This is a genomic window from Microbacterium sp. GXS0129, from assembly GCF_044769785.1.
Taxonomy (GTDB): domain Bacteria; phylum Actinomycetota; class Actinomycetes; order Actinomycetales; family Microbacteriaceae; genus Microbacterium; species Microbacterium nymphoidis.
Genome location: NZ_JBIZVZ010000006.1, coordinates 130,397 through 150,732, shown reverse-complemented (window position 1 = coordinate 150,732; position 20,336 = coordinate 130,397). Strand labels below are relative to the sequence as shown.

Genomic DNA, 20,336 nt, shown 5'->3' with positions numbered 1-20,336 from the left:
CGTGTCGGATCTTTGGGGGACAAATCGTCCGCCATCGCGCACGGGAAGGCACGCGGGGGATGGGACGATGGAGGTATGAAGCTTCTCCTCGCCGCCCTGGATGTCGAACTCGTCGCGTTCCCGGAGCACATCGACGGATTCGAGCGCGTCGTGACCGGCGCGGGCAAGCTCAAGGCCGCTCACGGACTCACCCGTGCGCTGGAGCGCGGTCAGTACGACGAGATCGTCGTGCTGGGAACGGCCGGCGCAGTCGTGCCGGAGCTGCAGGGCGGTGTTCACGAGATCGCCGCAGCTGTGCAGCACGACGTCTGGGACGGTGACCACGTGGTCGGTCAGCACGTCACACTGCCGCCGCGTGTGGAGACCGGCCGCCCCGGCGAGGTCATCGCGACCGGCGACCACTTCGTCGACACCGCTGCGGGCCAGGCCACCGTGCTGGCACTGGGCGCCTCGCTGATCGACATGGAGACCTACGTCTACATCTGGGTGGCGCAGCAGTACGGTGTGCCGATCCGGGTGATCCGTTCGGTGTCGGACGCGGCGGACGAGGGTGCCTTCCTGGAGTGGGACGTCGTCGTCGCGGCCTGCTCTGCGCAGCTGTGGGAGTGGTTCCAGCGCGAGTACGGGATCTGACCGTTCACAGATTGTCATCTGAGTAACGTTCAGCCTGGGCGCTCTGCTCATGCTTCAGAATGGAAGCATGACAGAAAGCACGCTCGAACCGATCACGGTTGCCATTGAGCGCCGGATCGACCCCGAGCGCGCCATCGAGGCGACCAGCTGGATGCAGGCCGGCACCGATCTCGCCGCGACGTTCCCCGGCTTCCTCGGATCCGGGTGGGTGCGCGCGGGGGAGGGCAGCGAGCTCTGGTACATGCTGTACCGCTTCCGCGACATTGCGACGCTGGAGAGGTGGGAGACCTCGCCGCAGCGCACCTGGTGGCTGGAGTCGGGAAACGCCTTCGCGCGCGAAGTGCGTGTGGAACGGCGCACCGGGATCGAGGGCTGGTTCGATGCGGCACAGGCCACGGGGATCGAGACCCGCGTGACGCAGTCGCTCGCGACCGGGTCGGTGGCGGTTCAGCCGGTCGTGCCGCCGCGCTGGAAGCAGGCCACCACCATCTGGCTGGGCTTCTTCCCGGTGAACCTGCTCGCGACGTTCCTGCTGGGCTTCATCCCGGGCTTCACCGAGCTGCCACTCGTTCTGCGCGTGCTGATCACCACCCTGATGCTCACGCCGATCATGGCGTACTGGGTGCTCCCCGCCGTCACCCGGCTGCTGCGCGGCTGGCTGCAGCGCTGACGACCCACCGGGTCCAGGGTCAGCGGGCGAGGTAGTCCTCGACCGTGCCCTCGCGATCCCAGGGCTTGCCGTCGGTGGCGAGGGTCGGGGTGTAGAACGCGGTGCGCCCCTGGATGGTGGTCCGCAGCGACTCGTCCAGCGCCACCCGGTTGGTGGCGGCCGCCACCCACCCGCGGTAGGTGCCGTCGGTGATGCACGCGCTCAGTTTTGGGTCGGTGACCCCGGCCTCGCCGATGATGCGGATCATGTCGTCGTTGCTGAGTCCCGCGGTGCCCTCGGCGGGCTGCGCGGCGAACATGCGCTCCTGGACGTCGAGGAAGGAGTCCGGGGCGATGTCCGCCACACAAGCGGCGGCGTTCGCGCCCCGCGTGGCGTAGTCGGTGGTGTACGCCCGGTCGACGACGGCGAGGGGGAAGAGTTCCAGGGTGATCTCGCCGGACGCGACGGCGTCGGTGAGCAGCTTCGCGTTGTCGCCCTCGAACGCCTTGCACGCGGGGCAGGCCCAGTCGAGGTACAACTGCACGTGCTTCTTGTCGGCGTCCTCGCCCGTCCACTGTGTGCTGGTGGGCGATGCGGTGGCCGCTGTCGCCCCGGTGGGCACGGCGGAGATCTCGCCGTCGCCACCGGTGAACGCGATGCCCCACGATGCCATGTTGGCCGGGCCGGCGTCGGTGGTCACCACGTCCTTCGGCTTGAGGGCGATGGCCAGAGCCACGCCGCCGAGGATGAGGACGATCGCGGCCGCGACACTCGAGGAGATGAGGATCCGCCGCCGCCGCAGTCCCGCGGCAGCCAGCTCCTGCGTGCGCTTCGCCGCCTCGCGGGCCTCGGCGGCCATACGGTTCTCGGACTGCGAGCGATTGGGGCGCTTGGCCATGGGGACCTCCTCCGTCGAGTCATTGAACCATGCGCCGCCTGGCGGAATGGTGGGCGTCCGGAACGCGTGTCTGCGCCCCGTGATGGGGTGGTCTCCGCTTCACTTGTCGCATGGCCCGAACCCGCACCCGCGTCTCGAAACGAGAACGTCGTCGTCAGGCGCGTGCCCCGCGCCGCCCGCGGCGAATGCAGCTGACGATCCTGCACTGGCTGGTGCAGCTCGGCATCGCCTCGGTGGGCGTCTACGCCGTGATCTGGGAGGGCGACCTGATCACCGCCCTCACGCTGTGGTGCGTTCTGGCGACGACGTACGCGATCATCACGATGATCGTGCTGGGGTGGATGGCTCGTCGCGGGGCCACAGCGGTGGGGGAACGGGCACCGATGCCCGCCGGATTCGTGCAGCTGCGCTCCATCCTGACGATGGTGTTCACGCTGGTGCCGGCGGCGATCGGCGTGAGTGCGGCGATCACGGTCATCCTCTTCGGCAAGGAGAAGTCCTTCGCGGGCGAGCTCCTCGGCATCACCCCCGATGACCTCGGCGGCACGTTCCTGGTGAAGGTCGTGGGCGTGTGGGCCATGATCATCGCGTGGGGGATGCTGCACTGGGGCTTCGCGCAGATGTACGCGCATCGCTCGGAGGCGGTCTGGCCCGATCGCGTGCTCGAGTTCCCCGACACCCCCGCCCCCGCGCTCGTGGATCACGTCTACTTCGCCTACACGCTGGGCATGACCTTCGCCGCCTCCGACGTCGACATCCTCACCACGCGGACCCGTTGGACCGCGACGCTGCACTCCGTGCTCTCGTTCCTGCTGAACGCGCTGATCATCGCGCTCTCGTTCAACACGATCATGTCTGCGGGCGCGAGCTGAGCCCCTCCATCGTGCGGCGCAAGTGCTCGCGTCCGCCGTCGATCGCGCGGCGCAGCACGTCGTCCCGGCCCGGATATTCCGCGTGCCCGGCAGGGAGCACCATGAGCTCCCGGTCGGCGAAGCCCGCCGCCACTCCGAATTGTCCCGGCGGGGGAACATGGGTATCCCACAGCGCCGCCTCGATCCGCACCGGAACCCGGGCGAACGTCGCAGCGGTGGAGGCATCGAAGAGCCGGAGCAGCTCCCGCGCCTCGGGACGAGCAGCCACATACCGGCGCACCGCTTCCCCGCTGCCGTGGCAGGGGGCGGCGAGACGCTCGTCGTACTGCCCGAAGCTCGGCACCACCACCGTCGCGCCGATGAAGCGGTCATCCCACGCCAGCGCGAGCGCGCCGACGCCGCCGCCGAAGCTCTCGCCCACCAGATAGTGCGGCAGCGGACCCCAGAGCTCGTCGGCGATGTTCTGTGTCATCCAGAGATCACGCACGCACGCCCCGAGTACGTACTCCTCGGGATCCTCGATGCCGAACACCACGTGGTCGTCACGTTCCGCGGGCGCCCCGATACCGACGTTCAGCGCGCCGAGTCCACGCGCCAGCGGAAATACAGCGGCGGCGTCGTCCGGGACCCGGTCGAACTCGGGCCGTTCCCGACCGCCGTAGCCGTGGGAGTGCACGATCACGACGCGCGGCGTGCGCTCTCGGGGACGGGCGACCCAGGCGCCCAGCACCGTGCCGTCGGCCGCCGTGTAGCGGATCTCCGCCGCCTCGTGGGCGCCGACGCCGATGGGCGTGTACTCTCCCACCTCGAATCGGGCAGGGACGGCGCGCACCCGCGCGTTCCATCCCTGCCAGAGCGCGGCGAATCCCCGCCGCGGCGGAATCGGTGCCACGCGGCGCAGAGCCTCTTCATCGAAGCCGTAGGTACCGTCGATCTCTTCGTCGGGGAACCAGGTCGCATAGTCTGCGGCGATCATCCGCGTACCTCCGGGGTCGGGGTCGGTGAGCCCGGCCGCACGCGCATGGCAGACTGGCCGAGGCAGGTGGAAGGAGTCCGGGTGCTCGTCGAGGAACGCAGAGCGCAGCTGATCGACGCGGTGCGTCGACGGGGCGCGGCCACGGTCGCGGAGCTCATCGCCGAGCTCGACGTCAGTGCGATGACCGTGCGCCGTGACATCGACGCGCTTGCGGCCGAGGGCCGGTTGCGGAAGGTGCGTGGTGGAGCCACCATCGAGCACGGCGCGACAGCGAGCAGCACCGTCGAGGCACGGCGCGCGCGCATGATCGACGAGAAGCGCGCGATCGCCCGCGAGGCGATGCGCCTCGTGGAACCCGGCATGGTGATCGGGCTCTCCGGCAGCACCACCACGTGGGTGCTCGCGCAGGAGCTTCGCGCGGTCGCGGACCTCACCATCGTCACCAACTCCCTTCCGGTGGCCGATCTCTTCGCTCGTCCCCAGCGGGCCGACGAGCCGTATCTGCAGACCGTGGTGCTCACCGGTGGTGTCCGTACACCGGCCGACTCCTTCGTGGGGCCTGTCGCGGTGCGGGCGCTGGAGCACCTGCACTGTGACATCGTCTTCCTCAGCGCCACCGGGGTCGACGCGCACGCCGGTCTCACCACCGCCAACCTGCTTGAGGCGGAGACCGACCGCGCGCTCGCTGCGGCAGGGCGTGAGGCCGTGCTGCTGGCTGACCACGGCAAGTGGGGCGTCGTCAGCCTCACCACCGTCATCGAGCTCAGCCAGGCCGATCGCATCATCACCGACGCCGGTATGCCCGAAGGAGGGCTCGACGTGCTGCGCGGGCTCATCGCGGACGTGCGGGTGGCCGAGGTCTCCTGACGCCGAGCGCGCGAGACACGGGCACCGGATCGGACGGCGCTCACCGTCCGGTACTGGCGCGGGCGATGACCTGGGCCACCACCGTCACGTGCTGCACCGGCATGTCCCGCCCGGGGGGCGTGCGCATCTGACGATCAAGCTCGTCCAGGGCCGCCGACGCGATCGCATCCTTGTCCGGGGCGACGGTGGACAGCGGCGGGGAGGCGAACTCGGTCGCGCGGACACCGTCGATGCCGATCACGGCCACGTCCTCGGGCACGCGGCGCCCGGCGCCCTGCAGCGCACTGATCACGCCGAACGCGATCGAGTCGTTCGAGCAGAACACCCCGTCGAAGGCCACCCCCGACGCCAGCAGCTGCGCGACCCCGCGCGCACCCTCGGCCGCGGTGAACGCGTCCACCGACACGGTGAGCCCGGCGTCGGTCGCCAGCTCGCGAGCCGCGACCGCCTCCCGATAGCCCGCATAGCGCTGATCAGCGGCATCGGAGGGGCGGGAGTCGCGCGGGCCGATGAAGGCGACCCGACGGCACCCGACGGCCGCCAGGTGTGCCGTGGCGTCGGCTGCAGCGCGGCGGTTGTCGATGGTGATGTGGGTGAACGGGCTGATCTGGATGTGCTCGCCCAGCAGCACGAGCGGGCCGGGGGACGTGCGACGGGTGAGGTCGGCGACCGTGAGTGCACGCGGGATGTGGATCAGACCGTCCGTCTCCGGCAGGCCGACGCCGTTGGCGACGTCGATCTCGCGCTCGTGATCGCCCTCGGTCTGCTGGATCAGGACCGCGAGGCCGCGGTCGTTCGCGCGCCGGCACAGCAGCGCGGTCAGCTCGGCGAAGTACGGCTCCTCCAGGTTGGGCACGGCGAGGGCGATGACCCCGGTGCGCCGACGGCGCTGGGGGAGATCGCCCTGTGCTGCTGTGTCCACTGTCGCGCTCCTCGATGCGGCCGATCGGGATGCCGCCCGTGCACTCACCGTAGCGGTCCGGCCCGGTGCCCGCGTCACGACTGCACTCGCAGGGAGACGATGCGCGCTTCCGGGGCCCCGTTGGTCGCCGTGACCACGACGCGCAGCGCGTCGAACGGCGTGGCGGGCAGCGGGTGGATCCGGTGACGGTGACGGTTGCCGGAGACCTCGATGACCGTGGTCCACCCGGATTCGTCGCGGGTCTCGACGCGGTAGTCGCGCACGAGCTGCGGAAGCACCTCATCGGGACTGCGGTGATGATGCAGCGTGTTCAGCTCCAGGTCCACATCGTCGTCGAACACGAGGCGCACCTCGCGCGCAGTCACCGCGGCGTCCCAGGTGAGGCGCAGTTCGGCGTCGCCGTCGGACAGCGGTGCCGAGGCCCACATGTTCGGCCCGCCGAACGGACGCTGGTAGCCGCCGATCGCGCGTTCCGGAGCGAGAGCGCGCGACACCGGCTCGGCGCGGAAGGCGACGGCCCGCCCGCGCAACGGCTTGGTGGGCCACTGCACGAGAAGCTCGTCGGTGCTGATCGAGACGTTCTGGTCGTCGCTGTCGAGGCGGTGCACCAGCGTGAGGGTGCCGGGGGTGAGCGCATCGGTATGGACCGTGAGCGCCGGATTGGCCCGCAGCACGACCACAGCGTTCTGCGGGTCGGCCGGGGCGAACGGGGTGGGCACGTCGACCCATCGCGCCGGCCCCGCAGCCACCGGCACGGTCGCCGCGTGCTCACGGTGCGCGGGCACGACGTTCTGGCGGCGCCCGGTGCTGAACACCTCGACCGTGAGGGTGGTGTCCTCGGTGGCCGCCACCCACAGCCGCACCGACTCCAGCACCGGATCCACCGGGATCACGATGCCGAGATCGTCGGTGAGCTGGTGTTCGACGGCGGTGCCGGGCGTGCCCGCGGCGATGACCTCTCGGTGTCCGGACGCGGTCACCGTGGCGGTGCGCGCGATGTCCTCGGGATCCTCGTTGCGCACGCCCAGCACGGAGGCATCCCAGCGCAGCAGCCGCTGGCGCAGATCCTCCCGGGCATCGTCATGCAGCTCCCGCGGCGTGACGCCCCGTTCGATGCACATGGCCGCCGCGGTGCCCGCGGCCTCACCCATGGCCGCGCAGGTGGCCATCACCCGCGCGGCGCCGAAGGCCACATGCGTGGCGGAGACGTCGCGCCCCGCGAACAGCAGGTTCTCCACGTTCTGCGAGTACAGCGAGCGGAACGGGATCTCGAACAGTCCGTCGGAGAAGCGCTGAAGCGCGCCCGCACCCTCGGCGTACATCCCGGCCGCCGGGTGCAGGTCGATCGACCAGCCGCCGAACGCCACGCCGTCCTCGAAGGCGGTCTGATCGATCACGTCGTGCTGGGTCAGGGTGTAGTCGCCGATGAAACGGCGGTACTCGCGCTTGCCGGGAAGGTTCCCGATCCACTCGAGGGTGAGGTTGTCGGCATCGAAGCGCCCAGAGTTCTTGATGTAGTCCCAGATCCCGAGGATCACCCCGCGGAGCTCATCGCGGATGCGCTCGTTGTCGTCCACGATGTCCAGCTCTCCGCCCCATTCGATCCACCAGTAGTGGGCGCCGGAATCGCCGGAACGGATGACGCGCGAGGTGGGGATCGGGGTGTGCGAGATGTCGATGGCGGACTCGGGTGCCACATACTTGACCGGGCGGCCGACGTCCTTCGTGTAGAAGAGCAGCGTCGAGCCGAGGAACTCGCGCACCGGCTCCTCCGGGGCCCATTCCTCGCCGAACTCCGCGCGTCCCTCCTTGCCGAGCCGGTGACGCGCCCCCGCGATGGCGCCCACGAGCCCGTCGCCCGTGCAGTCGAGGACGATGGGCGCCGTGAAACGGGTGCGCACCTCGCTGCCCATCGTCCACCCGGTGACGGCGTCGATGCGTCGGGCGTCCTCCGGTCCGGATGCCTCCACCTCGGAGACTTCGGTGTTGAGGAAGAGGCGGATGTTCTTCTCACGACGCACGGTGTCCAGCACGACGTCGTCCCAGTAGACGGGGTTTCCCTCCGGGTTCCGGAACTGGTTCTCGACGTACATCTCGCCGATGATCCCGCTCTCGCGAGCCCACCGCTGGTTGCCGTGCGCGGTGGCCCCGCAGACCCACACGCGCACCTCCGAGGACGAGTTGCCGCCGAGGACCGGGCGGTTGTTGATGAGGGCGACGGAGCGGCCCTGCCGCGCTGCGGCAACGGCTGCGCTCACACCGGCCAGGCCTCCTCCGACGACGATGATGTCGGCTTCGACGGTCTGGGTGCGCATGATGGCGATGTCCTTTCGGGACGTGTGCTGCCGGCCGTGGGGCCGTGCCAGCGGTGGTGCGAAATCAGGGGTGTGCCCGCCGACGACCGGCGTCGGCGGGCACGGGGTCAGGCGATCAGCTTCTGCGCGGCCTCCCCGGCGGACTTCATCGCGTCGGCGGGGGTGGCGGAGCCGACCAGGACGGCCTGCACCTTCTCCGCGATGGTGCTCTCGATCTGCGCGTACTGCGGGTACTGCCAGAACGGGTTGGTGGTCGCCGTGGCCGTGATGCGCTCGCTGAACAGCGAACCGAACGCGTCCGACGTGACGGCGTCGGAGGTGAGCGCCTCCGTGGTCACGGGCGGCAGACCGCGGTTGGCGTAGTCCGCCAGGACCGTGTCGAGATCGCTGGTGGCCCACTGGCCGAACTCCGCCGCGGTCTCCGAACCTGCGCCGGTGATCACGGCGATCGCGCCGCCCCACACCAGCGCGCGCGGGGTGTCGCCGGACTTCAGCACCGGACGCGAGACGGGCACGAGCTTGTCGCCGAGGTTCGCGTCGGGCGAGTCCTTGAGCACCGAGCTGCGCCCCACGGGTGCGTCGTCGTAGATGGCGGTGCGCCCCTGGGCGAACAGCGAGCGAGCGTCGAAGCGATCAACGTCCGCGGCGATCAGGCCCTGGTCGTACAGGCTCTTGTACCAGGTGACGGCCTCGATACTGGCGTCGTCGCCGATCGTGACGGTGCCGTCCTTGACGAGGGTGGAACCGAACGTCTGCATCCAGATGAGGATGTCCTTGAGCTGCGCTGCCTTCGTCGACGCCGCGTAGGGGATGAGCCCGTTGCCGAGCCCCTTGAGCTTGACCAGCGCGGCCTCGAAGTCGTCGATCGACGTGGGGAAGGCGTTCGCGTCGATGCCGGCCTTGCCGAGGATCTCCGAGTTGGTGACCAGGCCGATCGCGCCGATGGTCCACGGGAACGCGTACTGCACGCCCTGGTACTGCGCGGCCTCCAGCGCCGAGTCGGTGTAGCCGCGCTTCGCGGTGAACGCGGAGACGTCGGCCAGCTTGCCGAGCGCGGCGAGCGATGCCAGCCACGCGACATCCACGTGGGCGGCGCCGGTGAACTGGCCGCCGCGCACCTGGAGCATGAGCTGGTTGAAGTACTCGTTGTACGGGAACGAGGTCTGCTTGATCGAGATGGAGTTCTTCGACTCGAATCCGCTGAGCAGTTCCTTGATGGCCGGGGCGGACGCCTCCTCGGTCAGTGACCAGCTGGCGAACGCGAAGTCGGTGGGCTTGGCGCTTCCTCCGGTGGGCAGGGCCGCGCCGGGTGCAGCACCGGATCCGGTGGGAGCACAGGCCGCGAGGGTGGCGGCTGCGGCGCCGAGGCCGAGCCAGGTGAGGGCCTGACGGCGGGTGATGGGTGTGCGGAGCACGGGGGTCTCGGACATGAGTCCTCCTCTTCGAGGGTGTGTGGTGCGATGGGTGGGATCAGCCCTTGACCGCGCCGGCGGTCATGCCGCCGACGAGGAAGCGCTGCAGGGCGATGAAGGCGATGGCGACGGGCAGGGACACCACCAGGGAGGCGGCCATCAGCTCGGGCCACGCGGTCGAAGCCTCGCCGATGTAGGTGTTCACCAGGCCCGGCGGCAGGGTCTGCTTGTCCGGGCCGGCGAGCGTGAGGGCGAACACGAAGTCGTTCCAGCCGCGCACGAAGGCGAACAGGCCCGCCGCGATGAGGCCAGGAGCGGACAGCGGCAGGATGATCGAGTGGATGATGCGCAGCCGCGAGGCGCCGTCCACGCGCGCCGCTTCGATCAGTTCGTCCGGGATGGTGTCGAAGAACCCCTTCAGCATCCACACGCACAGCGGCAGCGTGAACGTGGTGAACGACAGCACGAGTGCGGTGTAGGTGTTGAGGAGGTTGTACGCGGCGAACACCGTGTACAGCGTGACCAGCAGGAGTGCCTGCGGGAACATCTGCGACGCCAGCACGAAGTACATCAGGGATCGCCGTCCGCGGTAGCGGAACTTCGAGAACGAGTAGCCCATGTACGCGGAGACCAGCACCGAGAGCACGGCGGTGATCACGGAGACGATGACGCTGTTGCCGAGGTAGGTGAACAGTGCGGGGTTGTTCACGAGTGAGGTGTACGCCTCGAACGAGATCTGCGTCGGCCACAGGCGCGGCGGGAAAGCGAACACCTCGGTACGCGGTGTGAGGGACGTCGCCAGCAGCCAGTAGATCGGGAGGAGGGCGAAGCCGCCGCACACGATCACGGCGATCCAGGCGCTGATCCGGACGCCCCGGCTCTCGGAGCGGAGCAGGTTGGCGCGACGCGGGCGCGGGGTGACGGTGCTCATCGGGGTCTCCCTGGTGGTGGCGGGGGTGGGGGCGTCGGTGATGGTCATCACTTCTCCCCCTTCTCCGAGAAGCGCACGTACACGACGACGAGACCCATCAGGAGGATCATCCAGAGCAGTCCGAGCGCGCCGGCATGACCCAGATCGAAGCCGTGGAACGCGGTGTCGTAGACCGCCGTGGCGAAGGTCTGCGTGGAACCGGCGGGACCACCCCCGGTGAGCACGTAGATGATGTCGAAGTGCTGGAAGTTCCAGATGAACTCCAGCAGCAGGACGAGGCCGATGATGCCGCGGATCTGCGGCACCGTGATCGAGAAGAAACGGCGGATGGTGCCGGCACCGTCGATCTCCGCGGCCTCGTGGAGCTCCTTCGGGACGGTCTGGAGGCCGGCGAGCAGCATCACCATCATCCAGGGGAAGGACTGCCACGTCTTGGCGACGATGACCGCGATCATTGCCGTCCCGGGCTGCGCCAGCCACGCCTGGGGCTCGCTGATCACGCCGAGCGCCTGCAGCAGCGCGTTCATCACGCCGTAGTTGGCGTTGAAGATCCACATCCAGAGGAACGAGACCACCACGCCGGGGATGAGCCACGGCAGTAGCATCAGGCCGCGCAGCGTCTTGCCGCCGGGGATCCGGGTGTTCAGGGCGAGGGCGAGAGCCATGCCGATGATGAACGGGAAGATCGTGGTGCCCAGCGTGAAGACGAGCGTCTGCCCCAGCAGGCGGCCGAAATCGCCGGTGAGGACGTCGATGACGTTCTGCAGGCCGACGAACTCACGTCCCGGTAGCACGAGGCTCTGCTTGAAGAAGGCGGTCACCAGAGCGGTGACGAGCGGATAGACCACCACCGCCAGCAGGAGGGCGAGTCCGGGCGCGGCCAGGAGCACGGCGAAAAGCCCGTCGGAGATTCGACGAGGTTTGGTTTCTTTTGTGATGTTCTGTTCTCTATTGAGGGTGAACGTCATGGGATTTCCTCGGCGTCGAGGGGGCGCTACGCGACGATGCGGCGGTTGACCCGGATGATCAGTGGAGTTTTCAGCATGCCGGGGCATGCGGGCATCCGTCAACTCCAGATCCCATCCCGGCTTCTATTGGTCTGAATTGGTGTGAACTGGTGCACTCTGATCGAAGTAGCTCTCACGCAGCATCCATTCCCGTGTGCCGGGGCGGGCTGCCCACTGCTGCCACGCGCACGGAGGACGGCGGCTGCGGCTCCGGTCTCACAAGATGTTCGTCGGGACCTGCGATCGAACGATTGCTGAGACCAGTCGTCAGCCTGGTCTCACATGATGTGCGAGAGCAGACGCGAAGGAGCACTTGCTGAGACCAGCGATGGCGTCGCCCGCCGTAACGTGTCCCCCCAGCCGTCCCGCAGGGCGCTCAGAAACGGGCGCGACCTGTGGGTGATCAGTCCAGAAGACCGCGGATGTCCGAGGCGGTGAGCTCCCCCGCAAACAGATCGCCGCCGTCGATGACCTCGTCGAACAGCCGTCGCTTGCGCTCGCCGAGGGCGAGGACCTTCTCCTCGATGGTGTCGCGGGCGACCAGGCGGTACACCATCACCGGTCGTGTCTGACCGATCCGATGTGTGCGATCGATGGCCTGCGCCTCGGCGGCGGGGTTCCACCACGGGTCCAGCAGGAACACATAGTCCGCTTCGGTGATGGTGAGCCCGACGCCGCCGGCGCGCAGGCTGATGAGGAACACGGGAGCGTCACCGGTGCGGAAGTCCTCGATCACCGAGGCGCGGCGCCGAGTGGCCCCGTCGAGGTACTCGTGGTCGATGCCGGCGGCGGTGAGGCGTTCGCGGACGAGAGCGAGATAGCCGGTGAACTGACTGAAGACCAGCGCGCGATGCCCCTCTGCGGCGAGGTCCGAGATGCGATCGATCAGCTCGTCCAGCTTGGCGGACGGGATCTCCTGCGGCCCCTGCTCCTCTTCGATGGGGATGAGGCGGGGATCGAGCGCGAGCAGGCGCAGGAGCGTGAGCGATCGGAACACGATGAAGCGGTTGCGATCCAGATCCTGCACCAGATCCAGGAGCTTCTGACGCTCGCGCTGGAGATAGCGGTCGTACAGCGCCCGATGCGCCGGATCGAGGTCGACGTGGACGATCTGCTCGGACTTCGCCGGCAGCTCGGAGGCCACGTTGGCCTTGGTGCGCCGCAGCAGCAGCGGGCGGATACGTCGTCGCAGTTCGCCGATGCGCTCCGCGCTGTGCGCCTTGATGAACCGGTTGGCGAAGGTGATGCGCGAGGCGAACAGTCCCGGTGCGACGATGCGGAAGATCGCCCAGACGTCGGTGAGGGAGTTCTCCAGCGGGGTGCCGGTGAGGGCGATGGTCATCCGTGCGTCCAGCTGGCGCGCGACCTCGTGCACCTGGGAGGCGGGGTTCTTGACGTACTGCGCTTCATCCAGCACCACGCCCGCCCAGGTGCGGGCGACGAGGCGATCCGCCTCAAGCCGGAGGATGGCGTAGGAGGTGATGACCACATCCGTGTCAGCCGGGATCTCATCCTTCGTGCTCGCGATCACCGCGACGCGCAGGTGAGGGGCGAAGCGGGCGATCTCATCGGCCCATCCGCCCACCACGGATGTGGGGGCGACGACCAGGAACGGGGACCCGGTGCCTTCGGCGTGGACGAGCAGCGCGATGGTCTGCACCGTCTTGCCGAGTCCCATGTCGTCGGCCAGCACGCCTCCGAGCCCGTGGTCCCAGAGGTGTGCGAGCCACCGGAACCCCTCCAGCTGATAGGGGCGGAGGTCGGCCTGCAGCAGCGGCGGTGGGTCGATCGGGGCGGGCGGCTGGGTGAGCGCCCGGGCCGCGCGGCGCCATTGTCGGGCCTCCGGCGTCTGATCGGCGGTGTCCTCGAAGGGCTCGAAGAGATCGGCGCGAGCGCGTGGCACGATGGCGCCCGTCTCCCACTCGCGCAGCTGCGTTCCCTCCTCGATGAGCTCGCGCAGCGCGTCGAAGACCGGGTGATGCAGCGACAGCCAGCTCTTGTCCACCATGAGCAGCTTGTCGCGGCCGCGGCTGAGGGCGGTGAAGATGTCCTTGAGCGCGACCGTGTACGGTCCGATGAGCACCACGAAGCCCAGGTCGAACCAGTCGTTGTCGCCCTCGCGAGGCACGGCGCTGAAGCGGAGCGTGGGGTCGTCCCGGCGATGCACGTAGCCGGGGTCTTCGCCGTGCCGCTCGACGATGATGCCGGCGGCCTCGATGAGGGGAATGCTCTCCGTGACGAACGCCGCCGCTTCGGCGCCTTCCCAGCGCGGCCGCACCGGGACTGGGAGATCGAGTTCGGGTGGGTCTGGCAGGGGGGTCCACCGTGTGCCGGTGCGCGTGCCCCATCGGGTGGTGAGCGCATCGTCATCGCCGAAGTGGACCTGCAGCACCGTGACGGTGGTGACCTGGGGGACCTTCACTCCGCGTCCGGTGACCGGCAGACGTGCGGCGAGGTCGGGCAGGTAGTGCTTCAGGAACTCGTCGACGTCCTCGCCCGGGATGCGCAGGAAGGGCTGTTCCCAGCGCAGCACGTCGGTGGCTTCGGCGGTGACGGGAGCGAGCAGCACCTGAAGACCGCCGCGGAACTCGCACCGGTAGAGGCCGTGATCGCCGATGGTGCCGGTGGGAAGAATGGGCTCTCCGTCTATGCGTACCTGGGGGGTCAGCCGCAGGGACTCAGTGCCGCCGTCGCGCACGAGCTCGAGGTGGACCTCGGCTGCATCGGCGATGCGCACGTCGGTGGCCCGTTTGCCGGTGACGAAGGGAATGCCGAGGCCCGCGCCCTCCGCGAGCAGCGGCCAGAGCAGGGGACTGGCGAAGTCGTCGAGATAGAGCCAGTCCGGCTCCGTGGCACGGAACCCCTCGGTGCGATTGCGATGCAGCGCGACGAACTGGCCGAACCAGTTCACGTGACGACGATCCAGATGGAGCCGCTCGTGCTTGTGCTTGAGCGAGCTCCACGTCACCTGTCCCGTTGTCCAGTTGCCCGCGGAGCTGCGAAGCGCTGGTCGGACCGCGAGCCGCTGCCGCCCGCGTGCACGCACTGCGTCGGCGGGCTTGGCCTGGGGCGCCGTCCACTGCGCACCGGTGCGGGTGAGCGTGCGCAGCTGGAAGAGAAGGCCGACCATGGCGAACTCGTCTTCGTCGGGCGGTGGCGCGAGCTGATCCTTCCAGTCCGATCCTGCGCCCGCCATGCTCCGATTCTCTCAGCCGCCACCGACACGGGAGCCGGGTGGATGGGTTTCATCGTGCGTGAATGGCTCCTATTCGGGAGGATTTCGAGCGTTTTGCGCGCGACGAAACCGGGGCTCAGCGGGGATCGCTGGACAGGATCGCGTAGGTCATGCTGTCCATCCACTCGCCGGAGCGGTGGAGCGAGCTTGCCCGGCTGTACTCCTCGCGGCGCATTCCGAGCCGCTCCATCACGCGCCAGGACGGTTCGTTCGCCGCGAAGCAGGCGGCGATGACGCGATGCGCGCCGAGCTGGTCGAATGCCGCGTTCATGAGGGCGCGGATGGCCTCGGTGGCGTAGCCGCGGCGTGTGTACGCCGGATTCAGCACCCAGCCGAGCTCCACCTCGGCGTCGCGGGCGCGGTCTCGCACCTCGGCCTGGGCGTAGGCGTCACCGCGGCGGAGCATGAGGTCCCCGATCACCTGGGGCTCATCGCCCGGCAGCTCGACGATGAGCGTGAGAGCAAGGCGTTCCGGGGCGCTGAAGTGGTACTCGAACTCGACGAACGAGGACGGCGCTGCGGTGATCCACTCGTACACCTTGGGAAGACTCCGGTACTCCCAGACGGCGGCCGCGTCCGCGGGCGTCGCCGGGCGGATCAGCAGGCGCTCGGTGCGCAGCGGCCAGCTGATGTCGGGGCGTTCGTCGGTCGGTCCGGAGGCGGCGATGCTCACCGCATCAGACTATGTCCCGTCAACACGAAAGACTTCCGTCCGGGGTGAGAAGCGGCGCGTTGCACGGATTCTCGCCCACGGACGGAAGTCTCACGGTGATGTCTGAGCCTCAGTACCAGTTGGTCGCCTGCGAGTGGCCCCAGGCTGCGCACGGGGTGCCGTACGTGCCGTTGATGTACTGCAGACCCCAGGTGATCTGGGTGGTGGCGTTGGTCTCCCAGTCGTCGGCGACGCTGGCCATCTTGTCGCCGGGAAGCGACTGCGGGATGCCGTAGGCGCCACTGGGGTTGTACGCCTGGTAGTTCCAGCCGGACTCCTTGGTCCACAGCGACTCCAGGCAGGAGAACTGGCTGTCGCCCCAGCCGTACAGGGACGACGCGAGCTCGCGCGCGGTGGCCTTCGCGCCCTCGGGGGTGTTTGCCGCGGCCAGCGCTTCAGCCGCGGCCTGCGCTGCGGCGGCGGCCGCCGCCTCCGCAGCCTGCTGCGCGGCGAGCACCTCGGCGTCGTGCTTCGCCTGTGCGTCCGCGAGGCCGGCGCGGTAAGTCGCGGTCTGGGCCGTCAGCTCGGTGGTCTCGGCCGTGAGGTGGTCGGTGACGCCGAGCACGAGCTGGCGCGGCAGGGTGCGAACCTCGGCGTGATCGACCAGCGCGGTGCTCAGTGGTGACGAGTCGGGAGCCGGCACCGTGATCGTGAGCCCGGAGGCGGTCACCTCGTCGCGGGCGGCGGCAGCGTCGGCGATGGCCGCCTCGGCGGCATCGAACACCTCGGAGGCGGGGGAGTTGTCGACGGCCGCGAGGATGTCCGTGTTGATCGGCGCGACGGGGGTGACGATCTCGGGCGAGCTGGCCAGTCGAGCGGGCTCCTGCGATGCGAGAGCCGGTGCGGTTCCCGCGGCGAGGCCGGTCGCAACGCCCAGGCCGATGGCGATCGCCGTGCGAAGACGGTGCGATCGATGAGCGGGGCGGTGCGTGCTGCGATAGGCGCGTCGAGACGCGAGCGCAGGATCGGTGGAAGCGAAGGAAGTCATGATCTCCAGCGGACAGGGGGCAGGGCGCGCCAGTTCAGGGAGGCCGGCGCGGTCGCTCGGGTGCGACTCAGCGAGCCTCAACCCCCGGCTTTTGCGCAGCCTGGACGAAGCCTGGGAGCAAAGCGCAAGCGGAGAGGTCGAATTGTTATGTCACGGTTTGGTAACAGGGGTGCGCGAGAGTGGACGGCGGGGAACCTTGTCGGGTGTCGCAAAGGCAGTGAGTGACAGGGATCGCGAGGGAAATGCGATGTGGCGGGTTCGCTCCCGGTGGTGCTGATCCATGAAAATGCCGGATCACGGTGGTCGTGGTTGAGGGTTATCGCAAAACAGTGCGTCGCTGTGCACGAAATCCGGGTTTGGGTGGGTGCGGCGACCGATATCTGCGCCGGGTCCCCTCGCGAAAAGAGGACATTTCACCCAATTGGGATGGTCGGGGGCGGTTTCGTCCTCCGCTGGGTGAAATCTCCTCGTTCCGCGAGGGGACCGCGCCTCGACGGGAGAGGACCGTGGAACCCGGACTAGCCCTGGCCGAGGTGCGCGGTACGGGCGCGCTCGAGGTCATCGAGGTGATCGTTGAAGCCGCGGGCGGCCACCGTGGGAAGGCCGGCGTCGATCGATGCACGCAGCGCCGACACGAATTCCTCGCCCGAATCCGCGAGCGGATAGAACGGCAGCGCGGCGGCGATGAGCTTGCCCATCGCCTGACCGGAGCGGTGCGCGAGGGCGGCCAGCTCCTGCGGGGCGTGCACGATCCATGGCGCGACGAGGTCGGCCTGACCCGTGCCCCAGAGGCCCAGGGCGGCGGCACTCAGCTCCCGGTTGGTGAGCTCACCGCTGACGAGCCGCTCCGACCAGGTCGCCTTCGCCGCAGGATCCGCCAGGGCTGCTCGGGCGCGGATGGCGGCGTGCGCGCCGGACGTGGTGTTGTCGCGGCGGGCCTCGGGGTCGATGGCTGACGCGTCGCCCAGCTCGGCGAGGCGTGCCACCAGGAGCCAGCGCAGTGCCTGGTCCTCGGCGCGTTCGAGCCGGTCGTGGAGGACGGCGATGTCGCTGGCGGTGCGTGCGAGCAGGCGTGCGGCGGCGGCCTCACGAAGCGGGTCGCCGGCCGCGAGCACCGCATCGGCGAGCTCGGTGAGCTTGTCGAGTACCGCGGGCAGCTCGCTGGGGCGGCTGTGCGTCACGGCGGTGCGCAGCACGGCTGCGCTCGCCCCTTCGAAGACGGTCGGATCGGTGTCGCCCGACAGTTGCGAACCCGCCAGCGCGACGAGAGACGCGGCGCTGCGGACGCCACGCTCGACCTCGGCGACCGCGGTCGACCAGAGCAGAGCGCGCGTGAGGGGCGACTCTATCGCTCCGAGCATGCGCTCCAGGCCGGCGCGCGACTCCGCGTCGAGGTGGAGCTGCGCATACGTCTCGTCGGCGGAGTTGGGAACCACGATGAGTCCCGCGAAGTCGGGAAGGCGAAGCGCGTCGTCGGTCAGATCGACCAGCTCTTCGCGCACCACCGATCCGTCCTCGGCGAAGCCGGTGACGTGGAACCGGTGCGGGCGGGTGCCGATGCGCGTGAGCACGGGGATTCCGGCATCCCGCGTCACCGTGATGGTGTCGAAACCGGTGGTGCGCAGCCACAGATCAGCCCAGCCGCGGACGTCGCGTTCCGTCACGGAGTCCAGGGCACCGAGGAAGTCGGCGAGCGAGGCGTTCCCGAAGGGGTGCGCGGACAGATGGCGGTTGACGCCGCGCAGGAAGTCCTCCTCGCCGAGCCACGTCACCAGCTGGCGCAGCACCGCATTGCCCTTGGCATAGGTGATCATGTCGAAGTTCGAGAACGCGGTGTCCACGTCCGGCAGGTTCTCGGCGTCCTCCGCGATGGGGTGTGTCGACCGGCGCGAGTCGGCCCGGTACGCGGTGGGCTTGCGCCCCAGCGCCGCCGCCGTCCAGAGCGAGGTGCCGCTGGCGCGGCCACCGACCTCGTAGCCCATGTAGTCGGCGAAGGACTCGTTCAGCCACGAGTCCTCCCACCACCGGAAGGTGACCAGGTCACCGAACCACATGTGCGCCATCTCGTGGGCGATCACGGAGTTCATACCGGCCTGCTCCACCGCGGTCGGCTCGCCCGGGGTGAGGTACTCGTCGCGGAACGACACACAGCCGGGGAACTCCATCGCGCCCCAGTTGAGGCCGGGAGTGAACACCTGCTGGTAGTCCTCGAACGGGTAGGGCTCGTCGAACGCGGACGTGTAGTAGGCGAACGCTGCCGACGTGATCGCACGCAGGCGGTCGATCTCCCGACGCAGCTGCGGCTCCTGAGATGCACGGGCGTGCCAGCCGAACGGCAGCGATCCGCCCTCGGCGAGCGCGTACGGCTCGTCCCATTCGATCGACACGAACGGTCCCACGCAGAAGAAGAAAATGTAGGACGAGAAGGCCGGCGTCGGGCGGAAGTGCCAGGTATCGCCCTCGCGACGGTCGAACCGGCCGTTCGCGAGCACCGTGGCGTTCGACGGTGCCGTCACCGAGACGGTGAAGGTCGACTTGAGATCGGGCTGGTCGAAGCACGGCAGCACCTTCTGCGCGATGTCCATCGCCGTGTAGGCGCTGACGTACCGCTCGCCGTCGGCGGGGTCTGTGACCGCTGTCATGCCGTCGCCGTCGGTGACATACGGCATGCTCGCGCGCACCCGCACCTCGTTGCGGGCGGACAGGTCGCTCAGCAGAATGCGCTGTCCGTCGTAGCACGCGGTCGCTCCGTCGACGGAGACGTCCTGCGCGCCCACGAGCTCCAGGAACGACGACGCCCCCGGTGTCGCGCAGGAGAAGCTGATGGTGACGTCGAAGGTGTACCGATCGAGCGGCGTCACATCGAAATGGGCGACGGTGTCAACCTCACTGATGAGCTCGGCGCGGACACGGGCTTCCTGCAACGTCAAAGACACTCTTCGAGGCTATGCGATGGAGCGATGGGCGTGCGGCGGCTGGCCCGCGATGTCGCGGAAAGGCAGCGTCGGCTCAGCCGACGCGCGTGCGGAGGGCCTCGGCCACCGCGAAGATCCACCGCCAGTGCTGCTCGTCCGCGAACTCCAGGGGCGAATCCCAGGTGAGATAGGCGACGCCGCCCGTGATTTCGAGATCCGCCGTGAACCGGCCCAGGAGATCGATGAAGTCCTGATCCGCCAGCCTCGTGGCTCGGGTGAGGTCGCGCTGCCACGCCCAGAGCGTGAACCGGGCGCCGGTCGCGGTGATCAGCTTCGTGGGTTCGCGGACATCGGCGATGTTGGCGAGCCCGCCGGCCTTCCACGGCGCGTTGTTCGCGGCGGCGTCGAGGAGGAGATCCGGAGCGGACGGGCCGAGCGGAATGCGTGCGTATCCCCGCTGCTGTGGCGACCGCGCTCCGCGGTACCCGGGCACGAGGTAGTGGAACTGTCCCACCTCGACGGAGTCGTCCAGCCACCGCGTCACGTTCACCAGGCGGGGACTGATCCGCCCCTCCCCGAACACCGTGCTGCGGTAGTCCGGGTCGCGGATCTCGGCGATGGGCTCGACGTGGTTGGCAGCGAAGAACTCCGCCAGACGCCAGCGGATCTCCGGCCCGGTGCGCACGGATCGAGCTTCCCTGCGCACCATCCAGCCAGCAAGCAGGAGGGTCAGTGTGATGACGATTCCGCAGGGCAGCCACCACCACGGCGATCCTCCCGAGAGCGGACCCATGGCGAATGCGCCGGCGAAGAGCAGGCCCACCACGATGACGACGAGAACGGCACATCCCATGGCGGCCACGCCGCCCCAGCGCGAGCGTCCGCCGCCCCGGCGTTCGGATTCGCGAATGGCCGCGGCATCGACCGGACGCGTGAGCGCCTCGAAGTTCACCGCATCGAATCCGGGGCTCATCGCCCCAGGCTACCCAGAGAGTGCTCGGCTA

General features: G+C 69.1%; 16 protein-coding genes. 4 read left to right on the top strand and 12 right to left on the bottom strand.

Annotated features, from left to right (window positions below; translation table 11 throughout):
- Positions 1-75 precede the first annotated feature (75 nt).
- Positions 76-633 (top strand): nucleoside phosphorylase, encoded by a 558-nt coding sequence (locus ACIQJ5_RS16600; RefSeq protein ID WP_402845444.1) that lies wholly within the window; start codon positions 76-78, stop codon positions 631-633.
- 67 nt (positions 634-700) lie between these two features.
- Positions 701-1,303: an antibiotic biosynthesis monooxygenase gene (locus tag ACIQJ5_RS16595; RefSeq protein ID WP_402845442.1), complete on the top strand. Its 603-nt coding sequence runs from the start codon at positions 701-703 to the stop codon at positions 1,301-1,303.
- Between the two features lie 19 nt (positions 1,304-1,322).
- Here the strand turns inward: ACIQJ5_RS16595 and ACIQJ5_RS16590 are convergent, their stop codons facing one another.
- On the bottom strand, positions 1,323-2,180 hold the full coding sequence (locus ACIQJ5_RS16590) for a DsbA family protein (RefSeq protein ID WP_402845440.1): 858 nt from the start codon (positions 2,178-2,180) through the stop codon (positions 1,323-1,325).
- A 110-nt stretch (positions 2,181-2,290) separates the two neighbouring features.
- Here ACIQJ5_RS16590 and ACIQJ5_RS16585 point away from each other — a divergent pair, with 110 nt between their 5' ends.
- Complete coding sequence (locus tag ACIQJ5_RS16585; RefSeq protein ID WP_402845438.1) at positions 2,291-3,052, top strand: DUF1345 domain-containing protein; 762 nt, start codon at positions 2,291-2,293, stop codon at positions 3,050-3,052.
- On the opposite strand, the gene ACIQJ5_RS16580 is transcribed toward ACIQJ5_RS16585, so the two are convergent.
- The gene (locus ACIQJ5_RS16580) at positions 3,030-4,028 is read right to left on the bottom strand and encodes an acetylxylan esterase (RefSeq protein ID WP_402845436.1); all 999 of its coding nucleotides are present in this window, start codon (positions 4,026-4,028) and stop codon (positions 3,030-3,032) included. The genes ACIQJ5_RS16585 and ACIQJ5_RS16580 overlap by 23 nt on opposite strands.
- Positions 4,029-4,109: 81 nt before the next feature.
- Here ACIQJ5_RS16580 and ACIQJ5_RS16575 point away from each other — a divergent pair, with 81 nt between their 5' ends.
- On the top strand, positions 4,110-4,895 hold the full coding sequence (locus ACIQJ5_RS16575; RefSeq protein ID WP_231092491.1) for a DeoR/GlpR family DNA-binding transcription regulator: 786 nt from the start codon (positions 4,110-4,112) through the stop codon (positions 4,893-4,895).
- Positions 4,896-4,935: 40 nt separating this feature from the next.
- Here ACIQJ5_RS16575 and ACIQJ5_RS16570 read toward each other — a convergent pair whose 3' ends face one another.
- The 10 genes from ACIQJ5_RS16570 to ACIQJ5_RS16525 form a co-directional block, all read right to left on the bottom strand.
- Positions 4,936-5,817 carry a LacI family DNA-binding transcriptional regulator gene (locus ACIQJ5_RS16570; protein ID WP_231092490.1) on the bottom strand — a complete coding sequence of 294 codons (882 nt, stop codon included), beginning with the start codon at positions 5,815-5,817 and terminating at the stop codon, positions 4,936-4,938.
- 74 nt (positions 5,818-5,891) lie between these two features.
- The gene (locus tag ACIQJ5_RS16565) at positions 5,892-8,132 is read right to left on the bottom strand and encodes an FAD-dependent oxidoreductase (protein WP_231092489.1); all 2,241 of its coding nucleotides are present in this window, start codon (positions 8,130-8,132) and stop codon (positions 5,892-5,894) included.
- Positions 8,133-8,239: 107 nt separating this feature from the next.
- Positions 8,240-9,562 carry an ABC transporter substrate-binding protein gene (locus ACIQJ5_RS16560; RefSeq protein ID WP_231092488.1) on the bottom strand — a complete coding sequence of 441 codons (1,323 nt, stop codon included), beginning with the start codon at positions 9,560-9,562 and terminating at the stop codon, positions 8,240-8,242.
- Positions 9,563-9,602: 40 nt separating this feature from the next.
- Positions 9,603-10,523, bottom strand: coding sequence for a carbohydrate ABC transporter permease (locus ACIQJ5_RS16555; RefSeq protein WP_231092487.1), 921 nt, complete (start codon positions 10,521-10,523; stop codon positions 9,603-9,605).
- A complete protein-coding gene (locus ACIQJ5_RS16550) occupies positions 10,523-11,443 on the bottom strand; it encodes a carbohydrate ABC transporter permease (protein ID WP_231092486.1) in 921 nt (306 codons plus the stop codon). The genes ACIQJ5_RS16555 and ACIQJ5_RS16550 overlap by 1 nt, the downstream gene beginning before the upstream one ends.
- Before the next feature lie 442 nt (positions 11,444-11,885).
- On the bottom strand, positions 11,886-14,678 hold the full coding sequence (locus ACIQJ5_RS16545; RefSeq protein ID WP_402845432.1) for a DEAD/DEAH box helicase: 2,793 nt from the start codon (positions 14,676-14,678) through the stop codon (positions 11,886-11,888).
- A 115-nt stretch (positions 14,679-14,793) separates the two neighbouring features.
- Positions 14,794-15,390 carry a GNAT family N-acetyltransferase gene (locus ACIQJ5_RS16540; protein WP_231092484.1) on the bottom strand — a complete coding sequence of 199 codons (597 nt, stop codon included), beginning with the start codon at positions 15,388-15,390 and terminating at the stop codon, positions 14,794-14,796.
- 109 nt (positions 15,391-15,499) lie between these two features.
- Positions 15,500-16,417, bottom strand: coding sequence for a phospholipase (locus ACIQJ5_RS16535; RefSeq protein WP_402845430.1), 918 nt, complete (start codon positions 16,415-16,417; stop codon positions 15,500-15,502).
- 518 nt (positions 16,418-16,935) lie between these two features.
- A complete protein-coding gene (pepN, locus tag ACIQJ5_RS16530; RefSeq protein ID WP_402845428.1) occupies positions 16,936-19,353 on the bottom strand; it encodes an aminopeptidase N in 2,418 nt (805 codons plus the stop codon).
- A gap of 73 nt (positions 19,354-19,426) precedes the next feature.
- Positions 19,427-20,305 carry a hypothetical protein gene (locus ACIQJ5_RS16525; RefSeq protein ID WP_402845426.1) on the bottom strand — a complete coding sequence of 293 codons (879 nt, stop codon included), beginning with the start codon at positions 20,303-20,305 and terminating at the stop codon, positions 19,427-19,429.
- Between the last annotated feature and the right edge of the window lie 31 nt (positions 20,306-20,336).

Bases quoted from the DNA above. Each gene is read 5' to 3' on its own strand.
- ACIQJ5_RS16595 (WP_402845442.1), top strand. From the start codon at position 701: ATGACAGAAAGCACGCTCGAACCGATCACGGTTGCCATTGAGCGCCGG.
- ACIQJ5_RS16590 (WP_402845440.1), bottom strand. From the start codon at position 2,180: ATGGCCAAGCGCCCCAATCGCTCGCAGTCCGAGAACCGTATGGCCGCC.
- ACIQJ5_RS16550 (WP_231092486.1), bottom strand. From the start codon at position 11,443: ATGACGTTCACCCTCAATAGAGAACAGAACATCACAAAAGAAACCAAA.
- ACIQJ5_RS16600 (WP_402845444.1), top strand. From the start codon at position 76: ATGAAGCTTCTCCTCGCCGCCCTGGATGTCGAACTCGTCGCGTTCCCG.
- ACIQJ5_RS16535 (WP_402845430.1), bottom strand. From the start codon at position 16,417: ATGACTTCCTTCGCTTCCACCGATCCTGCGCTCGCGTCTCGACGCGCC.
- ACIQJ5_RS16525 (WP_402845426.1), bottom strand. From the start codon at position 20,305: ATGAGCCCCGGATTCGATGCGGTGAACTTCGAGGCGCTCACGCGTCCG.
- ACIQJ5_RS16555 (WP_231092487.1), bottom strand. From the start codon at position 10,523: ATGACCATCACCGACGCCCCCACCCCCGCCACCACCAGGGAGACCCCG.
- ACIQJ5_RS16565 (WP_231092489.1), bottom strand. From the start codon at position 8,132: ATGCGCACCCAGACCGTCGAAGCCGACATCATCGTCGTCGGAGGAGGC.
- ACIQJ5_RS16585 (WP_402845438.1), top strand. From the start codon at position 2,291: ATGGCCCGAACCCGCACCCGCGTCTCGAAACGAGAACGTCGTCGTCAG.
- ACIQJ5_RS16580 (WP_402845436.1), bottom strand. From the start codon at position 4,028: ATGATCGCCGCAGACTATGCGACCTGGTTCCCCGACGAAGAGATCGAC.
- ACIQJ5_RS16560 (WP_231092488.1), bottom strand. From the start codon at position 9,562: ATGTCCGAGACCCCCGTGCTCCGCACACCCATCACCCGCCGTCAGGCC.
- ACIQJ5_RS16545 (WP_402845432.1), bottom strand. From the start codon at position 14,678: ATGGCGGGCGCAGGATCGGACTGGAAGGATCAGCTCGCGCCACCGCCC.